The sequence below is a fragment of the Rhodococcus sp. RCBS9 genome (assembly GCF_029457415.1).
GTDB lineage: Bacteria > Actinomycetota > Actinomycetes > Mycobacteriales > Mycobacteriaceae > Rhodococcus_F > Rhodococcus_F qingshengii.
In genome coordinates, this window is record NZ_CP120422.1 from 6297989 (window position 1) to 6318224 (window position 20236).

Consider the following 20236-nt stretch of genomic DNA (forward strand, 5'->3'; position numbering starts at 1 on the left):
GGTTTTCAGCCTCCGAGCGCTGCGAGGTATTCGCTGTAGAAGAGTGCCAATCCGATAGCCGACGCAATAGCCGCCAGCAACCAGAATCTGATGATGACCGTGGTTTCAGCCCACCCGGCGAGTTCGAAGTGGTGATGGAACGGCGCCATTCGGAAGACCCGCCGTCGGCTGGACCGGAACACCGCTACCTGGATCACCACCGACGCGGCCTCCGCGACGAACAGTGCACCGATGACCACCATCAACAGTTCCGTGCTGGTGGTGATCGACAATCCGGCGAGCATGCCGCCGAGGGCAAGAGAACCGGTGTCGCCCATGAAGATCTTGGCGGGTGCGGCATTCCACCAGAGGAAACCGATGCACGCGCCGGCGCCGGCCGCGCAGAGCACCGCGAGGTCGAGCGGGTCTCGGACGTCGTAGCAACCCTTACCGGGATTCGTCTCGCACGAGTAGCGGAACTGCCAGAACGTGATGATGACGTAGGCGCCGAGAACGAAACTCATCGCTCCGGCGGCCAATCCGTCGAGGCCGTCGGTCAGGTTGACGGCATTGGACCAGGCGCTGACCAGTAGGTAGCAGAAGGCGATGAAGACCACGGAACCGAGTGAGACGGTGGCGATGTCGCGGACGTACGACAGATGAACACTGCCCGGAGTCAGCCCGTCGTCACCGCGGAACTGAAGGGCCAGGATTCCGAAGGCAATGGCAGCGACGAACTGTCCGACCAGCTTCGCTGTCTTGTTCAGTCCCAGATTGCGCTGCTTGCGGATCTTGATGAAGTCGTCGAGGAAACCGACTCCACCGAGCGCGGTGGTCAGACCGAGTACCAGTAGGCCGGACGCCGATGGCCCCTCCGCGTTGTCCATGCCGAGACCGATGAGGTGTGAGCCGAGATAGCCGGCCCAGATTCCGGTCAGGATCGCGACGCCGCCCATTGTCGGCGTGCCGCGCTTGGCCTGGTGACTGGCTGGACCTTCGGTTCGGATCTCCTGCCCGAAACCTTGTTTCGAGAACGCCTTGATCAGGATCGGCGTGAGCATGATGGAGACCGCCAGCGCGATGCCTGCGGCGAGAAGAATCTGGATCACTGCGAATCCCCGCCGTTCTCGCCAGCGGTGTTCGCGTCACCGGTGTTCTCGCTGTCGGTGTTGGGCGTTGCAGCCAGTATCGCTTCGGCGACCGTCCACAGTTCAACCGACTTGGACGCCTTCACCAGGACGAGATCGCCCGGTTCGAGTTCCGCTTCGAGAATGGCGATTGCCGCAGCTGCGTCGGGCACGACGACGGACTCGTCACCCCACGACCCCTCCATCACTGCTCCTTGATGCATCGCACGCGAGGTGCGGCCCGTTCCGACGACGATCAACTTGCTGACATCGAGTCTGACGGCCAGGCGACCGATCGCGTCGTGCTCGACAACTGATTCCGGTCCGAGCTCACCCATCTCTCCGAGCACAGCCCAGCTACGGCGACCGAAGTGCCGATCCGATCGCGCCATGGACACCAACGCTTTGAGGGCGGCGCGCATGGAATCGGGATTGGCGTTGTAACTGTCGTTGACGACGGTGACGCCGTCGGCGCGCTCGGTGACTTCCATCCGCCTCGCGGACGCTGCCTTCGTGCCCTCGAGGACACGGGCGATGTCTGCAACCGCGAGGCCGTTCTCGAGTGCGACGGCCGCCGCGGCCAGGGCGTTGCTCACGTGGTGTTCGCCGTGAACGGCCAGGCGAATACGTGCAGAACCCTGTGAACAGTTCAGTGTGAAGGAAGCCCTGGCCTGGTCGTCGACAACCACGTCGGTCGCCCGAACGTCGCAGTCTTCCGACTGACCGACGAATACGATCCGGGCCTTGGTTCGACTCGCCATTGCGGCGACCATGCGGTCGTCGGCGTTGAGGACCGCAACTCCACCGTCGGCTGCCGACGGGAGTGCTTCCACCAGTTCACCTTTGGCGACCGCGATCGCTTCACGCGAACCGAACTCACCGAGATGGGCAGTGCCCACATTGAGAACTACGCCGATCTTCGGCGGCGCGATCTTCGTCAGTTCGCCGACATGACCGACCCCACGGGCCGACATCTCGAGAACGAGGAAGCGGGTCTTCTCGTCGGCACGGAGCACTGTCCACGGCAGACCCAATTCGTTGTTGAACGACCCGGGGGGCGCAACCACCTCGCCGCACTCGCGCAGCAGCGCTGCTATCAGATCCTTGGTCGAGGTCTTGCCGGCAGAACCGGTGACACCGACCAGCGTCAGTCCACCATCGGCCGGTGTGCCATCAGTTGCCAGTTCGTCGACGACTGCTCGGGCCAGAAGGCCGAGGGCATGCAGGACCGCGGCTCCGGACCCGTCGGTGTCGTGTTCGAGCAGCATCACTGCACTGGGACCGTCGTTCGGCACCGATGGAACGACGATTGCCGGAACTCCGACCGGCCGCGCCGCGAGCACCGCCACAGCGCCCGCTGCCACCGCCGCTTCCGCGTGATCATGACCGTCGACACGCGCTCCGGGTAGGGCGAGGAAGAGCCCACCTGGAGCTACTTTGCGCGAATCGAATTCGACGGTTCCAGTCACCTGCGTCGACGAATCGTCGACGTCGTGCAGGGTTCCTCCGACGATCTCGGCGATCCGAGAGAGCGTCATCGGGATCATTGCTTGCCTCCATGTGCTGTGTTGATCGCGAATCGGCCGATCATTTCGCCCAACACCTCGCGGTCGTCGAACGGGTGTTTGACCCCGTCGATTTCTTGACCTACTTCGTGGCCTTTGCCTGCCACCAGGACGACATCTCCTGGCTGTGCCCACCGGACTGCTTGCTCGATCGCGGTGGCCCGGTCCCCCACTTCGCGAACCTCGCCGCGTTCGGATTCGGGCACGTCCATGGCGCCTTGCATCACCGAAGCGCGAATCTTCGCCGGATCCTCGGTGCGTGGGTTGTCGTCGGTGACGATCAGCAGGTCTGCGCCTCGCGCACCCGCTTCACCCATGAGTGCCCGTTTGCCGGCGTCGCGGTCACCGCCCGCACCGACCACCACGGCCACTCGGCCGGGAACCTGGTTGCGCAGCGTGGCGATCACGGCTTCGAGCGCTGCCGGCTTGTGGGCGTAGTCGACCACGGCGAGAAAGCTCTGCCCCCGGTCGATCCGCTGAACTCGCCCCGGGACGTCCACGGTCCCGAGCGCTCGAACAGCCGCGTCCGGGTCGAGTCCCGCAGCAAAACTGACGGTCAACGCCAGCGCAGCGTTGGCCACGTTGTATCGCCCGGGGAGACGAAGTGAGACTGGCCACGACTGTCCGTCCGGCCCGACCAACTCGAAGGTCTGGGAGCCGTCCTCGGCAACCTCGACTGCGCCGACCGTCCACTCGGCCTCGGCCGTCGAGGTCGAGACCGTGGTCACCGCGTCGCTCTCGTCGGTCGCGGCCAACTCGGCCATCCGTCGACCCCACACGTCGTCGACGCAGACGACGGCATGCTCGGCTCGCACCGTCGACTCAGGATCGAACAACCGAGCCTTGGCCTGGAAGTACTCCTCGAAGTCCCGATGGAAATCCAGGTGGTCCTGCGAAAGATTGGTGAACGCGCCGATGTCGAAGCGGATGCCGTCGACGCGTCCGAGAGCAAGAGCGTGACTGGAGACCTCCATGACGACGGTATCGATCCCCTGCTCTGCCATCACGGCGAACAGAGCATGCAGTTGCGGAGCTTCCGGCGTGGTCAGAGCGCTGGGCACCCGGCGGCCGTCGATTCGAGTCTCGATGGTCCCGACCAGGCCGGGCTTGCGGCCGGCTCCGGCAATCGCAGCTTCGAGCAAGTACGACGTCGTGGTCTTGCCCGATGTACCGGTAATGCCGACGACCTGCATCTTCTCCGAGGGCCGGCCGTAGATTTCCGCGGAGATCTCACCGAGCACATCCCGCGGGTTCGGATGAACGAGAACTGGGACGGACCGGTCAGGCGCCTTGTCCGCGGCCTCGATCAGTTCGAGGCCGGCCTCGTCGGTCAAGATCGCGGTCGCACCACGCCCCAGAGCGTCGACGGCGAACTGAGCGCCATGGGTCCGTGCACCGGGCAGAGCGGCGAAGAGGTCATCGGTCACGATTCCCTGCGCACGCAGGTCGACGCCCTTGACGACGACCTCCGAGGACTGTGATCCCGGTTGCCCCACCCATTCGAGGCGAGCCCCGGACAGTTCGGAGAGCGCCGTGATCGCGGTAGCAACCGGTTGTGTCGGACGCGTCCCGGGAGCGCCGTCCGAGTTCGACGATTGCAAACGATTCGGCACTGTCACTCGACTCCTGGCAATTGTCGTTGTTCTATCGCGGTCGTTGTCTATGGCGGTCGTTGTCTATGGCGGTCGCAACGCAAGCAAAGTTCGGCGCACTGCGATGAATGAGGTTACTGCGACGTTTGAGATTACCGTGTCCGGGATTCACCCGAAGACCGTGTCGAAACCGACACACCGCAATCAGTCCGCCTGCAACACCAACTTGCGACCGGGGTCCGGCGACATCGGGACACTGTCACGCTGGAGCATCCACGACGCGATGTTGTGGAACAACGGTGCCGCCGACTGACCGCCGCCGCCGTCCACGCCGCGAACCGGTGCGTCGAGCATGATTCCGATCACGAATCGAGGATTGTCCGCAGGCGCGATTCCCGCGAAGGTGATCCAGTAGTTGGAGTTGGAGTAGCACTTGCACGCGGGATCCACCTGCTGCGCGGTCCCGGTCTTTCCACTGACCTGGTATCCCTCCACACCCGCGGCAACACCGGTTCCTCGTTGGTTGCCGGTGTCTTCCTGAGTGACCGACCGGAACATGTCCCGAACGGTCGCCGCTGTCTGGGCGCTGACCACCTCGACGCCCTCGGGCTGCGGCGTCTCGGTCCGCGTGCCGGAAGAGTCGACAGTCGACTTCACGATCCGCGGAGGAATTCGCACGCCGTCATTGGCAATGGCCTGGTACATCCCGGTCATCTGCAGGGTTGTCATCGAGAGACCCTGCCCGATCGGCAGGTTCGCGAAGGTTCCGCCGGACCACTGGTCGCGACTTGGAACGCTGCCCGCGCTCTCGCCGGGAAGTCCGACGTCGGTGCGTTGTCCGAGGCCGAACCTGTTCAGCATGTCTGCGTAGCGATCCTCGCCCACGCGCTGAGCGAGCATCAAGGTGCCGACGTTCGAGGACTTTCCGAATACACCGGTAGAGGTGTACGGGGCCACACCGTGATCCCACGCGTCCTTGACTGTGGCACCGGACATCGTGATGCTGCCCGGGACCTGCAGAACTTCGTCCGGAGTTGTCTTACCGTCCTCGATGGCCGCTGCTGCGGTGACGATCTTGTTCACCGATCCGGGCTCGAACGGCGTACTGACCGACGGATTGCCCATTTCGGCTGTCGGCGCGTTCTTGTCGATGCCGATTGCGGGGTTGAAGGTGCTGTCGTTGGACATGGCCAACACCTGTCCCGTCTTGGAGTCCATGACCACAACCGAAGCGTTCTTTGCGCCCGACTTGTCCTTGGCGATCTGGACCTGCTGCTGAACGTAGAACTGGAGGTCCGAATCGATGGTCAGCTCGACACCCGAACCGTTGACTGCCGGTTGCTTGTCACGCCAGCTGCCGGGGATCACAGCGCCGTCGGAACCGCGGTCGTACGTTTCGGATCCATCGGTTCCGGCGAGCGTGGAGTCCATCGAATCTTCGAGACCGAGCAAACCGTGCCCGTCCCAGCCGGTCGCGCCGACGAGATTCGCGGCCAGAGAGCCACCGGGGTACTCGCGGATGTCCTGACGCTCGAGGCCGACCTCCCGGAACTTGTCCGAGATCTCGGCAGCAACCGCCGGATCCACGCTGCGCGCGAGGTACGTGAAAGTCTCGTTGCTGTTCATCTTCTGAAGCAGATCTTTTTCCGGAACGGTATCGCCGAGCTTGGCGTGGATTCCGGCGGCGATCTCGGCGAGGCGATCGCTCACTTCCGGCGCCTGCTTGTCACCCTCGGCGCCCTGCTCGATGCTCTTGGCGCGCGCTTCCTCGAGTTCCTTGCGTACCCGCACCGGCTGGAAAGTCAGCGCCTTGGCTTCCATGGTGAAGGCGAGGGGGTTTCCGTTGCGATCGGTTATCGAGCCACGTACAGCCGGATCGACCTGCGTCGTGGTTCGTTGATTGGCAGATTCCGCAGCCAGACTCGGCGCGTCGATTCCCTGAATCCACAAGAGCTGCAATGCCGCAACGGCGAGCGCGCCACACATGGTGATACGACCGACTCGCTGACGAAACGGAAATGAGGCGGTGGCCGAGCGGCGCGGACGCCGACCGGGGTTGTTACGGGAGTTCTGACTCACCGACGTTCCTCAGGCGGAGCAGGCACCGCCGTCGTGGTGGCGGGTGCTGTCGTCGTGGGGATCACAGGAACCAATTGTTCACTCTGCGCGAGGTTTCGCGTGTTATTCGGAACGCTCGGCGTGGCTCCGGGAGCAACCGGCGTTGTGGTGCGCGGGGGTGTCGCAGTCGGTGCGGGCACCGATGTGGGCGCATCGAGCGGCGGCATAGCTCCGGCAGTCGCGGGAGTCGGCGTTCCGACGACCTCGACCGAACCGTCCGGATGAACTACCAGTCGTGCAGGGTCCTTGGCGGGGACCATGCCGAGAGCGCTTGCCTGATTTGCCAACTCCGGAGCCGAGTTACGCGACTGGAAGTCACGTTCGAGCGCTGCTTTCTGCTCGACCAAAGACTGGTTGTATGCACGTGCATCACTGAGTTGGTACGAATCCTCGGCAGCGCGAGTGGTCAGCAGCAGAGTCACCGCGAGACCGATGGACAGAAGTCCGATGACGGAGGCCACGAACGGCACTCTCCCCTTGAGCATCGCCCGAGGAGAGATAGACGGGCCGGCAGCAGCGACAGTTCCGGTCCGGCCTGCCGCCCGTGCGGTGCGCTTGTCGTATGCACGTTGCGCTGCACCGGATTTGCCCTGACGACTCATGCCCGCCTCCTGGAAATGCGTTCTGCGGCACGCAAACGCACCGGAGCTGATCGTGGGTTCTCTTCGATTTCCTGCTCTGACGCACGTTCTGCGCCACGGGTGAGAATGCGGAACTCCGGTCCCATACCCGGCAACTCGACCGGTAGTCCTTCAGGACTGGTGGACTTCGAGCGGGGAACCAACTCCGCCTTCACAACTCGATCCTCGAGCGACTGGTAGGACATGAACACCACTCGCCCACCGACTGCCAGTGCGTCGAGCCCGGCAGGAACGGCTGCACGAAGCGAATCCAACTCGGCATTGACTTCGATCCGCAGCGCTTGGAAGGTGCGCTTGGCCGGGTGTCCCCCCGTACGCCGCGTGGCTGCCGGGATTGTTCGGTACAGCAATTCGACCAGAGCTGCACTGGTGGTGAAGGGTTCACGCTCACGCTGCCGAAGGATCTCGGACGCAATCTTTCCCGCGAACCGTTCTTCGCCGTACGTGCTCAGAATGCGAGCAAGGTCGCCGTGACTGTAGGTGTTCAGGACCTCTGCCGCGGTCAGCCCGACCGTCTGATCCATCCGCATGTCGAGAGGAGCGTCGATCGAGTACGCAAAACCTCGGTCGGCTTCGTCCAACTGCATCGACGACACACCCAGATCGAAAAGGATCGCGTGAACCGACTCCGTCGACGGCAGACCTGCCTGTTCGAGCGCGTCCTCGATCCCGTCGTACGTGGTGTGCACGAACGTCGTTCGGTCCGCGAATGGCGCCAGACGCTCGGAAGCGATCCGGAGTGCGTTGGTGTCGCGATCGAGACCGATGAGGTGAAGGCCCGGGTACTTGCCCAGGAAGAATTCGGAGTGGCCACCGAGCCCCAACGTCGCATCGATCATGTATGCGCCCGCTCCACCGTCACCGACGGCGGTGATGGCAGGGCCGAGAAGATCGTCGGCGCGGTGCAGAAGTACAGGGACGTGCGCGAAGCCATCGGCATCCGAGGGTTCGTTCACCTCGTGATCCACCATGATTGCTCCGGCTCCTACTTTCATGATTTCCGATGACTTTTCGAAAAGGTGCTGACTTTCCGAGAAGGCGATGACTGTTCGAGAAGGCGAATGCTTCGAGGTCCCTGCCCGAAGGAGAACCTGGCGCTGGGGAAGTGCGTCAGGGTCTTTCCGGGCAGAGGCCTCGCGGCATTCGCCGGGGGCTCTTCGCCTAGACGATCTCGCTGAGAGATTCGCCTGTTGCCTGCGAATAGTCCTCTTCGTTGTCTCCGAGATACCTCTCCCAGGCTGCTAGATCCCAGATCTCGAGGTAATCGACGGAGCCGGTCACTACGCATTCCTTGGACAGGTTTGCGTAACGCCGATGATCAGCCGAGAGGGTGATTCGCCCCTGGGCATCGGCGTGCTGTTCATCTGTGCCGGCGGCCAGAGCACGGACATACGCCCGAGCTGCCGGATCATTGCGTGGAGCTGCCGCTGCCTTTCGAGCAAGCTTGACGAACTCGTCCCGGGGGTAGATGGCGAGGCTGTGATCCTGACTCTTGGTGATCATCAATCCTCCTGCCAGTTCGTCTCGGAACTTTGCCGGCAACGTGAGCCGACCTTTGTCGTCGAGCTTCGGCGTGAAGGTACCGAGGAACACTCGACACCTCCTGCGAGCTTGCGCTGAAACCCTCCCTATCGAGCGGATCGTGCTTCAGCTCTCCGCCCGAACCCACAGTACCCCACTTTCCCCCACAAACAAGGAGCACATGGTCCCTATTCAGCATCATTTGCTGATAAATAGCAGGTCAGCGCAGGTGGGGAGACGTGGGGGAAATTTGTAACCGTGTCCCGGCCCACACCGCCGTCAGATCGACCCTTTACGCCACGATCTGTTGCTCCCCCACACAAAATCGCAGTACAAGCGCGGTTTTCGAATAGACGTGAGCGGGACGAGGTCTGGTCGTGCGTTGCAGTTCGACCAGGGTGGAGGAAAGTGGAGGGCCGAGTGGAGCGAAGTGGAGGAAGCCCGCGGGCATGCCCTGAGGCAGCAGGAGTGGCGAGTGATTCGCTCGCACGTCACTGATTCACTCGATGGATTGCCGGCGCACACGTACAACACCCACAGCAACGGCGTGTGGCGGTCGGCAACCTTGGTTGCCGACCGCCACACGTGTGGTCGTCCGTGCCCTGAAGAGGGCGTCACGTCCGAACTGCATCACTCTCGAAGTACGCCCGAAGAAGGGCGGGAGAGCTAGTCCTGCTCGAACCTGCGTTTGAATCGATCTTCCATCCGCGACGAGAATCCACCGCCGGACTTCCGGCCGCGTCCCCGCCCGGATCCGCCGGCACTACCCCTACCCGGCGGACCGGAGGGATGATTGCCACCTTCGGAAGCGGAGTCGGCGGCCGGCGCAGACTTACGTCCACCACCCCAGAGGAACAACACCCCTGCGCCGAACATGAACAAGAAACCGAACAGGCTGATGATCGGAAAACCGCCCGGCTTGAGCGGGAGTGCAACCCCCGCGATCAGCAGGACCAGACCCAGCACGAATAGAGCCGCTGCTTGGAACCGCCGTCTACTCGACGGCGCCCGCATACGGCCGCCCCTCACATTGGAGGCGAACTTGGGGTCTTCGGCATAGAGAGCGCTCTCGATCTGATCGAGCATGCGCTGCTCGTGCTCGGAGAGTGGCACGGTACCTCCCCCGGCACTGGAAGTTTGGCAACCACCCCACGGTGTGAGGCGGCGGGTAATCAAGTTGGACGATTACCTGTTTTCATAATACGAGCAGTTTAGGTCTCGGACCACCAACTCCGGGTACGAGTTCCGCCACAAGCGTACGTATTCGTGCCGAAGGGCCCCGATTCGGCTCCATTTGCCTGTGCGGACCAGGAAATTCCCCGGAAACAACTGCCGACACGGACCATTTGTTCACGACGCTCGCAAATGCTCGGACGCGTCCTGACCGATGAAATCTTCGACCGCCGTGAGAAAACGGCCGACCTCGGCGAAGAATGCGTCGGAATCGGAGTCCGTGATCACGATCGACACGCCGGTTTCCACGGCCGCACGCGTAGAGGACCACCCTGCGAAGAACTTCGACCACGCTCCGAACGCGGGCGCTGCGGCGTCCATCAGAACCCACGCGTTTCCGCTTCGCTTGCGCTTCGAGCCGGCACCGGCAGGAGCTGCGGCCAACACTGCCCCGGCACCACGTAGGGCCGCCAGGTAGGCACACCGGAACCGGTCGGCAGGATCGCCCGCCCCAATCGCTTCCTCGAGAAGCGCATCCGCCTTCCGGAGCAGCCCCCACGCCACACCGGACTTTCCCACTCGAGCAGTGCGGTCGCTGGCGTCCCTCGCGCCGAAGGACCGCCTCGCCGACATCGGCAATCGAGAAATTGCGGCATCCGACGGACTCGACAACTCGGCAGGAAGAGTTCGTTGGCACTTCACACGTTCAGGCTTCACACGCTCGGACATCGGGGCACCTCCTGCACCGTGAGGATCCAAGACCAGGTGGGCCGGAGATGCCCGCTTCCCTTCGGGCATCTCCGGATCACCCACATCGAACATCTGTTCGACCTATTCAATATAACTGCACCCACCGACACGCCGTCAAGAGAAGAGGTGAGACCGGTCGACCCGCAGATCGCCTGGACACCACATACGGTCGACCTCGATCGCGCAGAATTCGCGAGTCGACTCCACGAGGCACTGGCCGTGTACGTCACCGCGATGGACTATCCGCGAGGAACCGAGTTCCATCGCGCACCGATGTGGCAGGAGCACGCGAACCGGCCTGGCTGGAAGGCAGTCGGCGCTTTGGCGGTTCCTCAGCAACCGTCACACGAAAATCTGCCGCTGGTGGGGATCGCTTACGGGTATCGCGGGAGCCCGGACCAGTGGTGGCATCAACAGGTACTGCACGGGCTTCGGCGCTCGGGTCGTCCCCAGAGCGAGATCGACGCGATTCTGAGCGACTACTTCGAACTCACCGAACTCCACGTGCATCCGAGCGGACAAGGTCACCGGTTGGGCGAATCGCTCTTGCGTCACCTCCTCGTCGATCGACCCGAACGTAGTGTTCTGTTGTCGACACCCGAGGTGTACGACGAGGACAACCGAGCCTGGCGGCTGTACCGTCGCCTCGGCTTTCGTGACGTGCTCCGCAGATTTCGTTTTGCCGGCGACAACCGGCCGTTCGCAGTCCTCGGCCGTGGACTGCCGCTGTGAGCGCGCTTCTCGACGCCGTCGTCGTCGGCTCCGGACACAACGCGCTCGTATCGGCCGCCTACCTCGCACGCGAGGGTTGGTCGGTCGAGGTTCTGGAGAAGGACACGGTTCTCGGCGGCGCCGTCTCGACCGTCGAGCGATTTCCCGGATACAAGGTGGACCGGGGGTCGTCGGCACACCTCATGATCCGACACAGCGGCATCATCGAGGAACTCGGACTCGGCGCGCACGGACTGCGCTACATCGACTGTGACCCGTGGGCGTTCGCGCCGCCCGCCCCGGGCACCGACGGGCCGGGCATCGTGTTTCACCGCGACCTCGACGCAACCTGCTGGTCCATCGAACGAGCATGCGGGACAAAGGACGCCGACTCCTACCGGCGATTCGTCGCGGTCTGGTCGGAGCGCAGTCGACATGTCATGAAAGCGTTTTCCGCACCGCCCACCGGATCGAACCTGATCGGTGCGTTCGGAGGTCTCGCCACCGCACGCGGCAACAGCGAACTGTCTCGGCAGTTCCTCGCGCCTGGCGACGCACTGCTCGACGAGTATTTCGACAGTGAGGCACTCAAAGCAGCGCTTGCGTGGTTCGGCGCCCAGTCCGGGCCTGCGATGTCGGAACCGGGAACCGCTCCGATGGTCGGCTTCGCGGCCCTCATGCACGTCTTGCCGCCAGGGCGAGCAGTCGGTGGAAGCGGCGCACTGAGTGCTGCGCTGGCCTCCCGGATGGCTGTCGACGGCGCCACCGTCGCGCTCGGTGACGGCGTGACGTCGATCCGCCGAAACTCGAGTCACTGGACCGCCACAACCGAGAGCGGTCGAGAAGTTCACGCTCGCAAGGTAATCGCCGGGTGCCACATCCTGACCACGCTCGATCTCCTGGGCCGAGGGGGCTTCGACCGAACCACGCTCGATCACTGGCGGCGGAAAATCAGGGTCGGCCCCGGCATCGGCGCGGTACTTCGACTGGCGACATCCGCGCTTCCGTCGTACCGCGGCGACGCCACGACACGGGAAAGTACCTCGGGATTGCAATTACTCGTCTCCGATCGCGCACACTTGCGCACTGCACACGGCGCAGCACTGGCGGGGGAACTTCCTCCTCGCCCTGCGGTTCTCGGAATGAGTTTCAGCGGAATCGATCCCACGATCGCCCCGGCCGGGCGGCATCAGGTGACACTGTGGTCGCAGTGGCAGCCGTATCGCCTCAGCGGACATCGCGATTGGGCATCGGTCGCCAAGGCGGAGGCCGACCGGATCGTCGGCGAGATGGAGGCTTTCGCACCCGGGTTCGCCGATTCCGTCCTCGACCGATTCATTCAGACTCCCCGGGACATCGAGTCGGAATTGGGGATGATCGGCGGAAATGTCATGCACGTCGAGATGTCACTCGATCAGATGATGTTGTGGCGACCGCTTCCGGAACTGTCCGGCCATCGTGTTCCGGGAGCAGACGGGTTGTATCTGACCGGAGCATCGACTCATCCCGGTGGCGGTGTGTCCGGAGCCAGCGGTCGCAGTGCGGCTCGAATCGCACTGTCGGACAGCCGCCGGGGCGCGACTCGTCGTTGGATGCGTCGTTCGAGCAGGTCGTGAAGGTCACCCGCCGAACTTCACCCGCCGACACGCCCCCGCCTCGATGACTGGCTACGCCACGGCTGGCACGATGACCACTGTGCAACAGTCCACCGATCCCGCCGCCAAGCCGACCAGTCGGAAACGTTTCCTGACGGTTGCCGCGCTCGCCCTCATGCTTGTTCCCTTGCTTGCCGGGTGCATCCGCGTGCAGGTGTCGATGGGAGTGTCCGCGAACGATCGTGTGACCGGACAGGTGGTAGCTGCCGCTATTCCGGCGAACGAGGCGGACAAGGGTCCGCAGCTGACCCCACCTTCGTCGCTGGAAGACAAGATACGGGTTCAGGAGTACAAGAAGGACGGGTACGTCGGCAGCCAGGCGTTCTTCAGCGACTTGTCCTTCGGTGACGTCGCCCAACTGGGCTCCATGTACGCCGAGGGGTCCGGGTCGTTCCAGATCACCCTCAAGCGATCCGGGGACACCGTCACGCTCGACGGCAAGGCAGACCTGAAGACGGTTCCGACTCAGGGCGCCGACGTCCAGGTCAGCATCGCCTTCCCGGCACGGGTCGGCACGACCAACGGAACACGAGACGGCGATTCCCGGGTGTCGTGGACCTTGCCCGCCGGCGAGGTGTCCACGATGCGCGCCGAGGTCAACTACGCGGACCCAAGCACCCGAAGCTTCGCCGGGTGGGCAGGAATCATGGCCGGGCTGGCGCTCGGTGTCGCGATTGTCGTCGGTGCGATGGCCTGGATGGCGCGCAATCGAGCACCGATCAAGCGCGCGCCGGCCGCGAAAGCACCGGTCATGAAGACGCCTGTCACGAAATCACCTGCCAGCAAGCAAGCTGACAACAAGAATCCGAAAAACACCACGAAATAGCGCCTGACGATTGCCCCCCTCGATTGGTGTCGAGCGGGGCAACCGGAGATCAGACGGCTTGTGCTGTCCCGACCGAAGTGTCGGGAGTGAGACCGAGTCGCTCGAGGACCTCACTGGTGGCGCGTGCAAAGTTCAACGTGATGAAGTGCAGGCACGGAGCGCCTTCGGCGATCAACCGCTCACCCATCTCGGTGGCCAGATCGATGCCGAGTTCGCGGACCGCTGCACGGTTCTCGTCCGGACCGCTTCCGGCCGCGGCGTCGAATCGACGCTCGAGAGCGGGGGGCAACGACGAGCCCGAGAGCTCGAGCATGCGCCGCACCGAGCGCAGCGACGTCACCGGCATGATCTCCGGGATGATCGGCTTGGCGCCCTGTTCTGCGTCGTACGCACTCACCCGGTCACGAAGACGCAGGTAGTCCTCCACGTCGAAGAACATCTGTGTGATCGAGTACTCTGCGCCGGCACGCAACTTCGACACCAGGTACTTCGTGTCGTATGCCAAGTCCGGAGCGCGGTAGTGCCCCTCGGGGAACGATGCGACGCCGACGTGGAAGTCGCCCAGGTCACGGACCATCCGCACGAGTTCCTCGGCGTACTCGACGCCTTCGGGATGCTTCTTCCACTCGCCGAGCGGATCGCCGGGCGGATCGCCGCGCAATACGAGGATGTTGCTGATCCCACGATCGGCGTAGGCACCGACCATGGCGCGAAGCTCTTCGGTGCTGTGTGAGACAGCAGTCAGGTGAGCAACCGGCAGCAGGGTCGTCTCTTCGGCAAGTTCGCCGGTGACACGCACCGTACGATCGCGCGTCGAGCCACCTGCGCCGTAGGTCATCGAGACGAACGCCGGTCCGAGCCGCTCGAAGGTACGCACCGCACGCCACAGGCGCGCTTCGGCGTCCGCGTCACGCGGCGGCGAAAACTCGACCGAGAACGGAATACGGCTACCTGTCGAGGAAGCGATCCGATCGACGATCGACGGTGTTCGGGTGGCCCACCCCTCGCTGGAGCGGCCCCTGACTGGATCGAATGTCACCGGTCAAGCATATGTTTTCCAGCTGCAAACAAGCTCATCGCCCAGTACTGCGTATCCCGAATGTCAGGATCGCGCAGTTCACGGCCCGACCCGCCGTTGATTCCAGCCCCTACTAAGCTGGGCCCCAAGCTCGCTTCCGTGTAACCATCCGGCGCGAGAACATACCGATCTTGGAGGCCACCCTGTCCGCAGGAACCGCGCGCGTTGGACAGAGTTCGACCAACACCGCACCGCATCCGACCTCACTCGAACTGCCAGGTTTGTTCGAAGCAGCGCTCCGCGACTTCTTCGCTTCACGCCGCGAACTCGTCACGAACATCGGCGGTGGATACGAGAAGGCCGTCAGCACCCTCGAGGCCTTCGTCCTGCGCGGAGGAAAGCGCGTCCGACCGTCGTTCGCCTGGACGGGATGGCTCGGCGCCGGAGGCGACCCGAACGGGAAGGACGCAGACGCGGTGATTCGTGCGTGCGCCGCCCTCGAACTGGTGCAGGCCTGCGCGCTCGTCCACGACGACATCATCGACGCATCCACGACCAGGCGCGGCTTCCCGACCGTTCACGTCGAATTCGAGGACCAGCACCGAGACGAGGAGTGGAGCGGCGACTCCGCGCACTTCGGCGAGGCCGTCGCCATTCTTCTCGGCGACCTGGCCTTGGCCTGGGCGGACGACATGATCCGAGAATCCGGGATCAGCCCCGAGGCGGCCGCACGTGTCAGCCCGGTCTGGTCGGCAATGCGCACCGAGGTGCTCGGTGGCCAATTCCTCGACATCAGCAACGAAGCCCGAGGCGACGAGACCGTCGAGGCAGCCATGCGGGTCAACCGCTACAAGACCGCCGCGTACACGATCGAACGCCCACTGCACCTCGGCGCCGCGCTGTTCGGTGCGGACGCCGAGTTGGTCGATGCCTACCGGTCCTTCGGCACGGACATCGGTATCGCCTTCCAACTTCGCGACGACCTGCTCGGTGTCTTCGGAGATCCGTCCGTCACGGGCAAACCGTCGGGCGACGATCTCATCGCCGGTAAGCGAACTGTCCTGTTCGCGATGGCGCTTGCCCGCGCCGACGCCGCAGATCCGGCGGCAGCAGAACTGCTCCGCAACGGAATCGGCACGCAGCTGACCGACACCGAGGTCGACACTCTGCGCCAGGTGATCACCGATCTGGGCGCCGTCACCGACGTCGAAACGCAGATCGACACCCTCGTCGAGGCAGCTGCGAACGCCCTCGACTCGAGCACGGCAACGGCAGAGTCCAAGGCTCGCCTGACCGACATGGCGATCGCGGCCACGAAGCGAAGCTACTGACCGTGGCACACGTGCACCGCACTCGAACCGTCAGCTCGCCGACCGATCGAGTCGTGATCGTCGGCGCGGGACTTGCCGGACTGTCTGCGGGGTTGTATCTGCGTGGCGCCGGCCGCGACGTCACGATTCTCGAGAGCAACAGCTCGGTCGGTGGGCGAGTCGGTGTCTACCAGGGCAATGACTACAGCATCGACAACGGCGCAACGGTGCTCACGATGCCCGAACTCGTCGAAGACGCCCTTGCGGCCGTCGGCGCCGACCCAGCCTCGACAAACCCCAAATTCGTTGTGCACAAGCTCGATCCGACGTACCACGCGCGATTCGCAGACGGCACCGCTCTCGATGTCCACGCCGACCCAGAAGACATGGCTGCCGAAGTCTCCCGTGTCTGCGGGCCGGAAGAAGCGCAGCGATACCGTGCGTTGCGGCGATGGCTGAACCGGATCTTCGACGCGGAATTCGACCGCTTCATGGACGCCGACTTCGATTCTCCCCTCGGACTGGTCAATTCGCGTGACGCACTCAAAGATCTGAGCCGGCTCGTCGCACTGGGAGGATTCGGGAAACTGGGCGGGCAGGTGGATCGCAAGATCCGCGACCCTCGCCTCCGGCGGATCTTCACCTTCCAAGCGCTGTATGCGGGCGTTGCTCCGTCTCGGGCCCTCGCGGTGTACGGGGCGATCGCTCACATGGACACCTCACTCGGCGTCTACTTCCCCGAGGGCGGGATGCGCACGATCGCCGAGTCGATGGCCGACGCCTTCACCGAGGCCGGCGGAATTCTGCATCTCGGCCGCACTGTCGAACGCCTCGAGGTGAGCGGACGGCGCGTGCACACCGTTCACACACGCGACGGCGAGCGCTTCGACTGTGACGCCGCCGTCCTCACTCCCGACATGGCCGTCACGGACTCGCTGTTGCGCCCGCATACGCGATTGCGTCCGCGCCCGGTGCGTACATCGCCGTCCGCTGTCGTGATTCACGGCACTGTTTCCTCCGCGGTCGCCGACGAATGGCCCGCGCAGCGACACCACATGATCGACTTCGGCGAGGCGTGGAAGCGTACCTTCGCCGAGATCACGGCACGCCGCGGCCGCGGGCGACTGATGAGTGATCCGTCACTGCTCGTCACCCGACCGGCACAGACCGATCCGAGCCTGGCCTTCTCGCGAGACGGCCGAATCCGTGAACCGCTGTCAGTCCTCGCGCCGTGTCCGAATCTGGACAGTGCAAGTCTCGACTGGTCGACTCTCGGCCCGCCCTACGTGCGCGAAATCATCCTCACGCTGCAAGAACGTGGCTACACGGGACTGGTCGAAGGGTTCGAGATCGATCACGTCGACACCCCGCAGACCTGGCTCGAGAAGGGCATGGCCGCGGGTAGCCCGTTCGCAGCGGCACACACCTTCACCCAGACGGGGCCGTTCCGACGCAAGAACCTCGCCCGCGGCTTCGACAACGTCGTTCTCGCCGGATCGGGAACCGTTCCGGGGGTGGGAGTACCGACCGTTCTGCTGTCCGGACGGCTCGCCGCCGAACGTATTACCGGTACACGCGAGCGAGCCAGCGCGGTGGGCACTCGTGCGAGCAACTAAACTAGCCCCTCGTAACCGACCATTCATCCACGATTCACCGACTCGGGCGCTGCACGCGCCGATCGACACCGATCTCCTCGGGGGAGGAACCTGCACCGATGACGTCCTCTGCCGCAGCCACTGAAAGACCGTGGCACCTAAGGGCCGCCAATTTCCTTCGGACTCCCGAAGGTCACAGTGCACTGCTCGGTTTCTTCGGCGCAGTCATGATCACTTTCGGCGGATTCGGTGCCGGTAGCGTCCGGCGCCAAGATCCGCTGCTCGAGTCGATGCATCTGTCCTGGCTCCGTTTCGGCCACGGATCGATTCTGTCGGCGGCCATCGTCTGGATCGGTGTCCTGTGCATGATCGCCGCCTGGGTTCGACTGGGCCGCTCGACTCTGCGCGGTGACGTCTCGTTGCGCGGCCTGCGCTACGTCGTCCCGGTCTGGACGTTTCCGCTGCTGTTCGCGGTGCCCATGTTCAGCCGTGACGCCTACTCCTACCTGGCGCAAGGCGCGTTGTTGCGCAACGGCTTCGACCCGTATGCCGTCGGCCCCGTCGTCAATCCGGGAATCCTGCTCGACAACGTCTCCAACGTGTGGACGACGACAACTACCCCGTACGGTCCGGTTCACCTTCTCCTTGCCGACGCCATCGTTCGGCTGACCGGCGAGAACGTCATCGCCGGCACGATGCTGTTGCGGATCACGATGCTGCCCGGACTCGCCCTGATGATGTGGGCCGTTCCCCATCTCGCGACGAAGCTCGGCGGAAACACCTCGATCGCCCTGTGGCTCGCAGTACTCAATCCCCTCGTCCTGATCCACCTGATCGGCGGCGTTCACAACGAGATGCTCATGGTCGGCCTCATGGCCGCAGGCATTGCGCTCGCTCTCGAACGCAAGCACCTCTTCGGGATCGGGCTGATCGCGCTCGCCGTCGCGATCAAGGCAACCGCAGGCGTCGCACTTCCCTTCATAGTCTGGATCTGGATGATCCACGAGCGGGAGGACGCCGCAGCGGCCGGGCGAGAACCGGCGTCACCGATCCGATCGTTCGTCAAGACAGCCGGCGCAGGTTTCGCGGTGTTCGTGGCGGTACTCGGATCCACCTCACTGATCGCCGGAGTCGGCCTCGGCTGGACGACGGCACTCTCCGGTTCGGCAAAGATCATCAACTGGCTCTCGCTGCCCACGATCGTGGCGCACATCGGAACCATGGCAACCTCCTGGTTCGCCGGCGACCATTTCAACGACATCCTCGAAGTCTCCCGGACCATCTCGGCGGTTGTGTTGATCGCGATCATCGCCGTCGTGTGGTGGCGCTACCGCAAGACCGAACGCGACGCCGTCATGGGCATCGTGATCGTGATGGTCGCCATCGTCGTTCTGTCCCCCGCAGCACTCCCCTGGTACTACTCCTGGCCGCTGGCAGTAGCGGCCGGTTTCGCAATGTCGCCGACGACTCTCGCCGTACTGACCGGGCTGTCCACCTGGCTGATGCTGGTGTTCCAGCCGGACGGATCGATCGGCCTGTACACCTTCCCGCACGTGGCTCTGGCCATCGTCGCTGCCGTGATCGCGGCGATGTCCTTGCAGACGGAAGACCCACTGCGACTTCGTGGACGCAAACACGAGAAACCGATCGAAATGACGTCAGCCGCCTCGGCGCCCTCGACGTCAGGATCTGCGTGATCCGCGTGTCATGAACGCACTGCCTGCGTCCTATGAATTCTGCGAGGACGTGACGAGGGAACACGGCCGAACGTACTTTCTGGCCACCCGGTTGTTGCCCGTACCTCGACGCCGCGCAGTTCACGCGCTCTACGCATTTGCTCGCGTCGTCGACGACATCGTGGACGAACCCTCGGGTCCGCATGAACGAGGCACGGTGCTCGCCGACGTCGAACGTGCAGCCGTCAACGCACTCGACAACCCCACTGCGACAGGTGGCTTCCCGTCGACGGTTCCCCTCGACCTGACACGCGTACTCCCGGCCTTCGCGGATGCTGTGAAGACGTTCGACATCCCGCGCGCATATTTCGACGCCTTCTTCGAGTCCATGCGGATGGACGCCCCCGACACGGCGAAGTTTCGACCCGTTTACAACACGATGGACGAACTCAGCGAGTACATGTACGGCTCTGCCGTCGTCATCGGTTTGCAGATGCTCCCGATTCTCGGAGTGAGCGTTCCGCAGCAGGAAGCTGTAGTGCCCGCGTCGAATCTCGGTGAGGCGTTTCAGCTGACCAACTTCATCCGCGACGTCGGTGAAGACCTCGACCGGGGACGTCTGTATCTACCGGCGGGCGAGTTCGCCGCATTCGGGGTCGACATCGAGATGCTCGAGCACGGGCGCAGAACCGGAACGGTGGACGTTCGGGTCAAGCGCGCGCTGGCACACTTCATTGCCGTGACGCGGGGGCGGTATCGGTCTGCCGAATCTGGCATCCCGATGCTCGATCGGCGGGTCCAGCCGTCGATCCGCACGGCTTTCGTGTTGTACGGAGCAATTCTCGACCAGGTCGAGCGCGCCGACTTCCGGATACTGCATCGACGTGTGTCCGTTCCCGGACGCACGCGACTTCGAGTCGCTGCGCCGGGTCTGGTCCGGTCGGCAACCTACGCGGCGAAAAACCGCATGCGGTGAGTT

18 protein-coding genes are annotated in these 20236 nt (G+C 63.9%); 8 read left to right on the forward strand and 10 right to left on the reverse strand.

Features of this window, described 5'->3' with window-relative positions:
* Positions 1-5: 5 nt before the first annotated feature.
* The 7 genes from mraY to mraZ all read right to left on the reverse strand — a co-directional run bounded on the left by mraY (position 6) and on the right by mraZ (position 8615).
* A complete protein-coding gene (gene mraY / locus P0M12_RS29270) occupies positions 6-1088 on the reverse strand; it encodes a phospho-N-acetylmuramoyl-pentapeptide-transferase (RefSeq protein ID WP_003941699.1) in 1083 nt (360 codons plus the stop codon).
* Entirely contained in the window at positions 1085-2653 is a 1569-nt protein-coding gene (murF, locus tag P0M12_RS29275; RefSeq protein WP_030537035.1) for a UDP-N-acetylmuramoyl-tripeptide--D-alanyl-D-alanine ligase, read from the reverse strand. Before murF ends, mraY begins: the two co-directional genes overlap by 4 nt.
* Complete coding sequence (locus P0M12_RS29280) at positions 2650-4284, reverse strand: UDP-N-acetylmuramoyl-L-alanyl-D-glutamate--2,6-diaminopimelate ligase (protein WP_030537036.1); 1635 nt, start codon at positions 4282-4284, stop codon at positions 2650-2652. Before P0M12_RS29280 ends, murF begins: the two co-directional genes overlap by 4 nt.
* 183 nt (positions 4285-4467) lie before the next feature.
* Complete coding sequence (locus P0M12_RS29285; RefSeq protein ID WP_003941764.1) at positions 4468-6342, reverse strand: penicillin-binding protein 2; 1875 nt, start codon at positions 6340-6342, stop codon at positions 4468-4470.
* Entirely contained in the window at positions 6339-6983 is a 645-nt protein-coding gene (locus P0M12_RS29290; protein ID WP_003941715.1) for a hypothetical protein, read from the reverse strand. The genes P0M12_RS29285 and P0M12_RS29290 overlap by 4 nt, the downstream gene beginning before the upstream one ends.
* The gene (gene rsmH, locus P0M12_RS29295; RefSeq protein WP_007730079.1) at positions 6980-7993 is read right to left on the reverse strand and encodes a 16S rRNA (cytosine(1402)-N(4))-methyltransferase RsmH; all 1014 of its coding nucleotides are present in this window, start codon (positions 7991-7993) and stop codon (positions 6980-6982) included. The genes P0M12_RS29290 and rsmH overlap by 4 nt, the downstream gene beginning before the upstream one ends.
* A gap of 190 nt (positions 7994-8183) precedes the next feature.
* Positions 8184-8615 carry a division/cell wall cluster transcriptional repressor MraZ gene (mraZ, locus tag P0M12_RS29300; protein WP_003941779.1) on the reverse strand — a complete coding sequence of 144 codons (432 nt, stop codon included), beginning with the start codon at positions 8613-8615 and terminating at the stop codon, positions 8184-8186.
* A 403-nt stretch (positions 8616-9018) separates the two neighbouring features.
* Between mraZ and P0M12_RS29305 the strand changes: the two genes are divergently transcribed.
* Positions 9019-9213 carry a hypothetical protein gene (locus tag P0M12_RS29305; RefSeq protein WP_003941749.1) on the forward strand — a complete coding sequence of 65 codons (195 nt, stop codon included), beginning with the start codon at positions 9019-9021 and terminating at the stop codon, positions 9211-9213.
* On the opposite strand, the gene P0M12_RS29310 is transcribed toward P0M12_RS29305, so the two are convergent.
* Both P0M12_RS29310 and P0M12_RS29315 read right to left on the reverse strand, forming a co-directional pair.
* Entirely contained in the window at positions 9210-9656 is a 447-nt protein-coding gene (locus tag P0M12_RS29310; RefSeq protein WP_003941660.1) for a DUF3040 domain-containing protein, read from the reverse strand. The two genes, P0M12_RS29305 and P0M12_RS29310, sit on opposite strands and share 4 nt — an antisense overlap.
* Before the next feature lie 237 nt (positions 9657-9893).
* Positions 9894-10445 (reverse strand): SAV_6107 family HEPN domain-containing protein, encoded by a 552-nt coding sequence (locus tag P0M12_RS29315; RefSeq protein WP_223304500.1) that lies wholly within the window; start codon positions 10443-10445, stop codon positions 9894-9896.
* 147 nt (positions 10446-10592) lie between these two features.
* Here P0M12_RS29315 and P0M12_RS29320 point away from each other — a divergent pair, with 147 nt between their 5' ends.
* The 3 genes from P0M12_RS29320 (at position 10593) to P0M12_RS29330 (ending at position 13658) form a co-directional block, all read left to right on the forward strand.
* Complete coding sequence (locus P0M12_RS29320; protein WP_042921844.1) at positions 10593-11198, forward strand: N-acetyltransferase; 606 nt, start codon at positions 10593-10595, stop codon at positions 11196-11198.
* Positions 11195-12793: an NAD(P)/FAD-dependent oxidoreductase gene (locus P0M12_RS29325; protein ID WP_277377207.1), complete on the forward strand. Its 1599-nt coding sequence runs from the start codon at positions 11195-11197 to the stop codon at positions 12791-12793. Before P0M12_RS29320 ends, P0M12_RS29325 begins: the two co-directional genes overlap by 4 nt.
* Positions 12794-12863: 70 nt before the next feature.
* A complete protein-coding gene (locus P0M12_RS29330; protein ID WP_064444269.1) occupies positions 12864-13658 on the forward strand; it encodes a hypothetical protein in 795 nt (264 codons plus the stop codon).
* Positions 13659-13707: 49 nt separating this feature from the next.
* Here the strand turns inward: P0M12_RS29330 and P0M12_RS29335 are convergent, their stop codons facing one another.
* Complete coding sequence (locus P0M12_RS29335) at positions 13708-14697, reverse strand: methylenetetrahydrofolate reductase (RefSeq protein ID WP_003941803.1); 990 nt, start codon at positions 14695-14697, stop codon at positions 13708-13710.
* 170 nt (positions 14698-14867) lie between these two features.
* Between P0M12_RS29335 and P0M12_RS29340 the strand changes: the two genes are divergently transcribed.
* From P0M12_RS29340 to P0M12_RS29355, 4 genes are all read left to right on the forward strand, one after another.
* Positions 14868-16007 (forward strand): polyprenyl synthetase family protein, encoded by a 1140-nt coding sequence (locus P0M12_RS29340; protein WP_080961139.1) that lies wholly within the window; start codon positions 14868-14870, stop codon positions 16005-16007.
* A gap of 2 nt (positions 16008-16009) precedes the next feature.
* Positions 16010-17602 carry a phytoene desaturase family protein gene (crtI, locus tag P0M12_RS29345; RefSeq protein ID WP_277377208.1) on the forward strand — a complete coding sequence of 531 codons (1593 nt, stop codon included), beginning with the start codon at positions 16010-16012 and terminating at the stop codon, positions 17600-17602.
* Between the two features lie 98 nt (positions 17603-17700).
* Entirely contained in the window at positions 17701-19278 is a 1578-nt protein-coding gene (locus P0M12_RS29350) for an alpha-(1->6)-mannopyranosyltransferase A (protein ID WP_003941737.1), read from the forward strand.
* A 10-nt stretch (positions 19279-19288) separates the two neighbouring features.
* The gene (locus P0M12_RS29355; RefSeq protein ID WP_007730072.1) at positions 19289-20233 is read left to right on the forward strand and encodes a phytoene/squalene synthase family protein; all 945 of its coding nucleotides are present in this window, start codon (positions 19289-19291) and stop codon (positions 20231-20233) included.
* Positions 20234-20236: the final 3 nt, after the last annotated feature.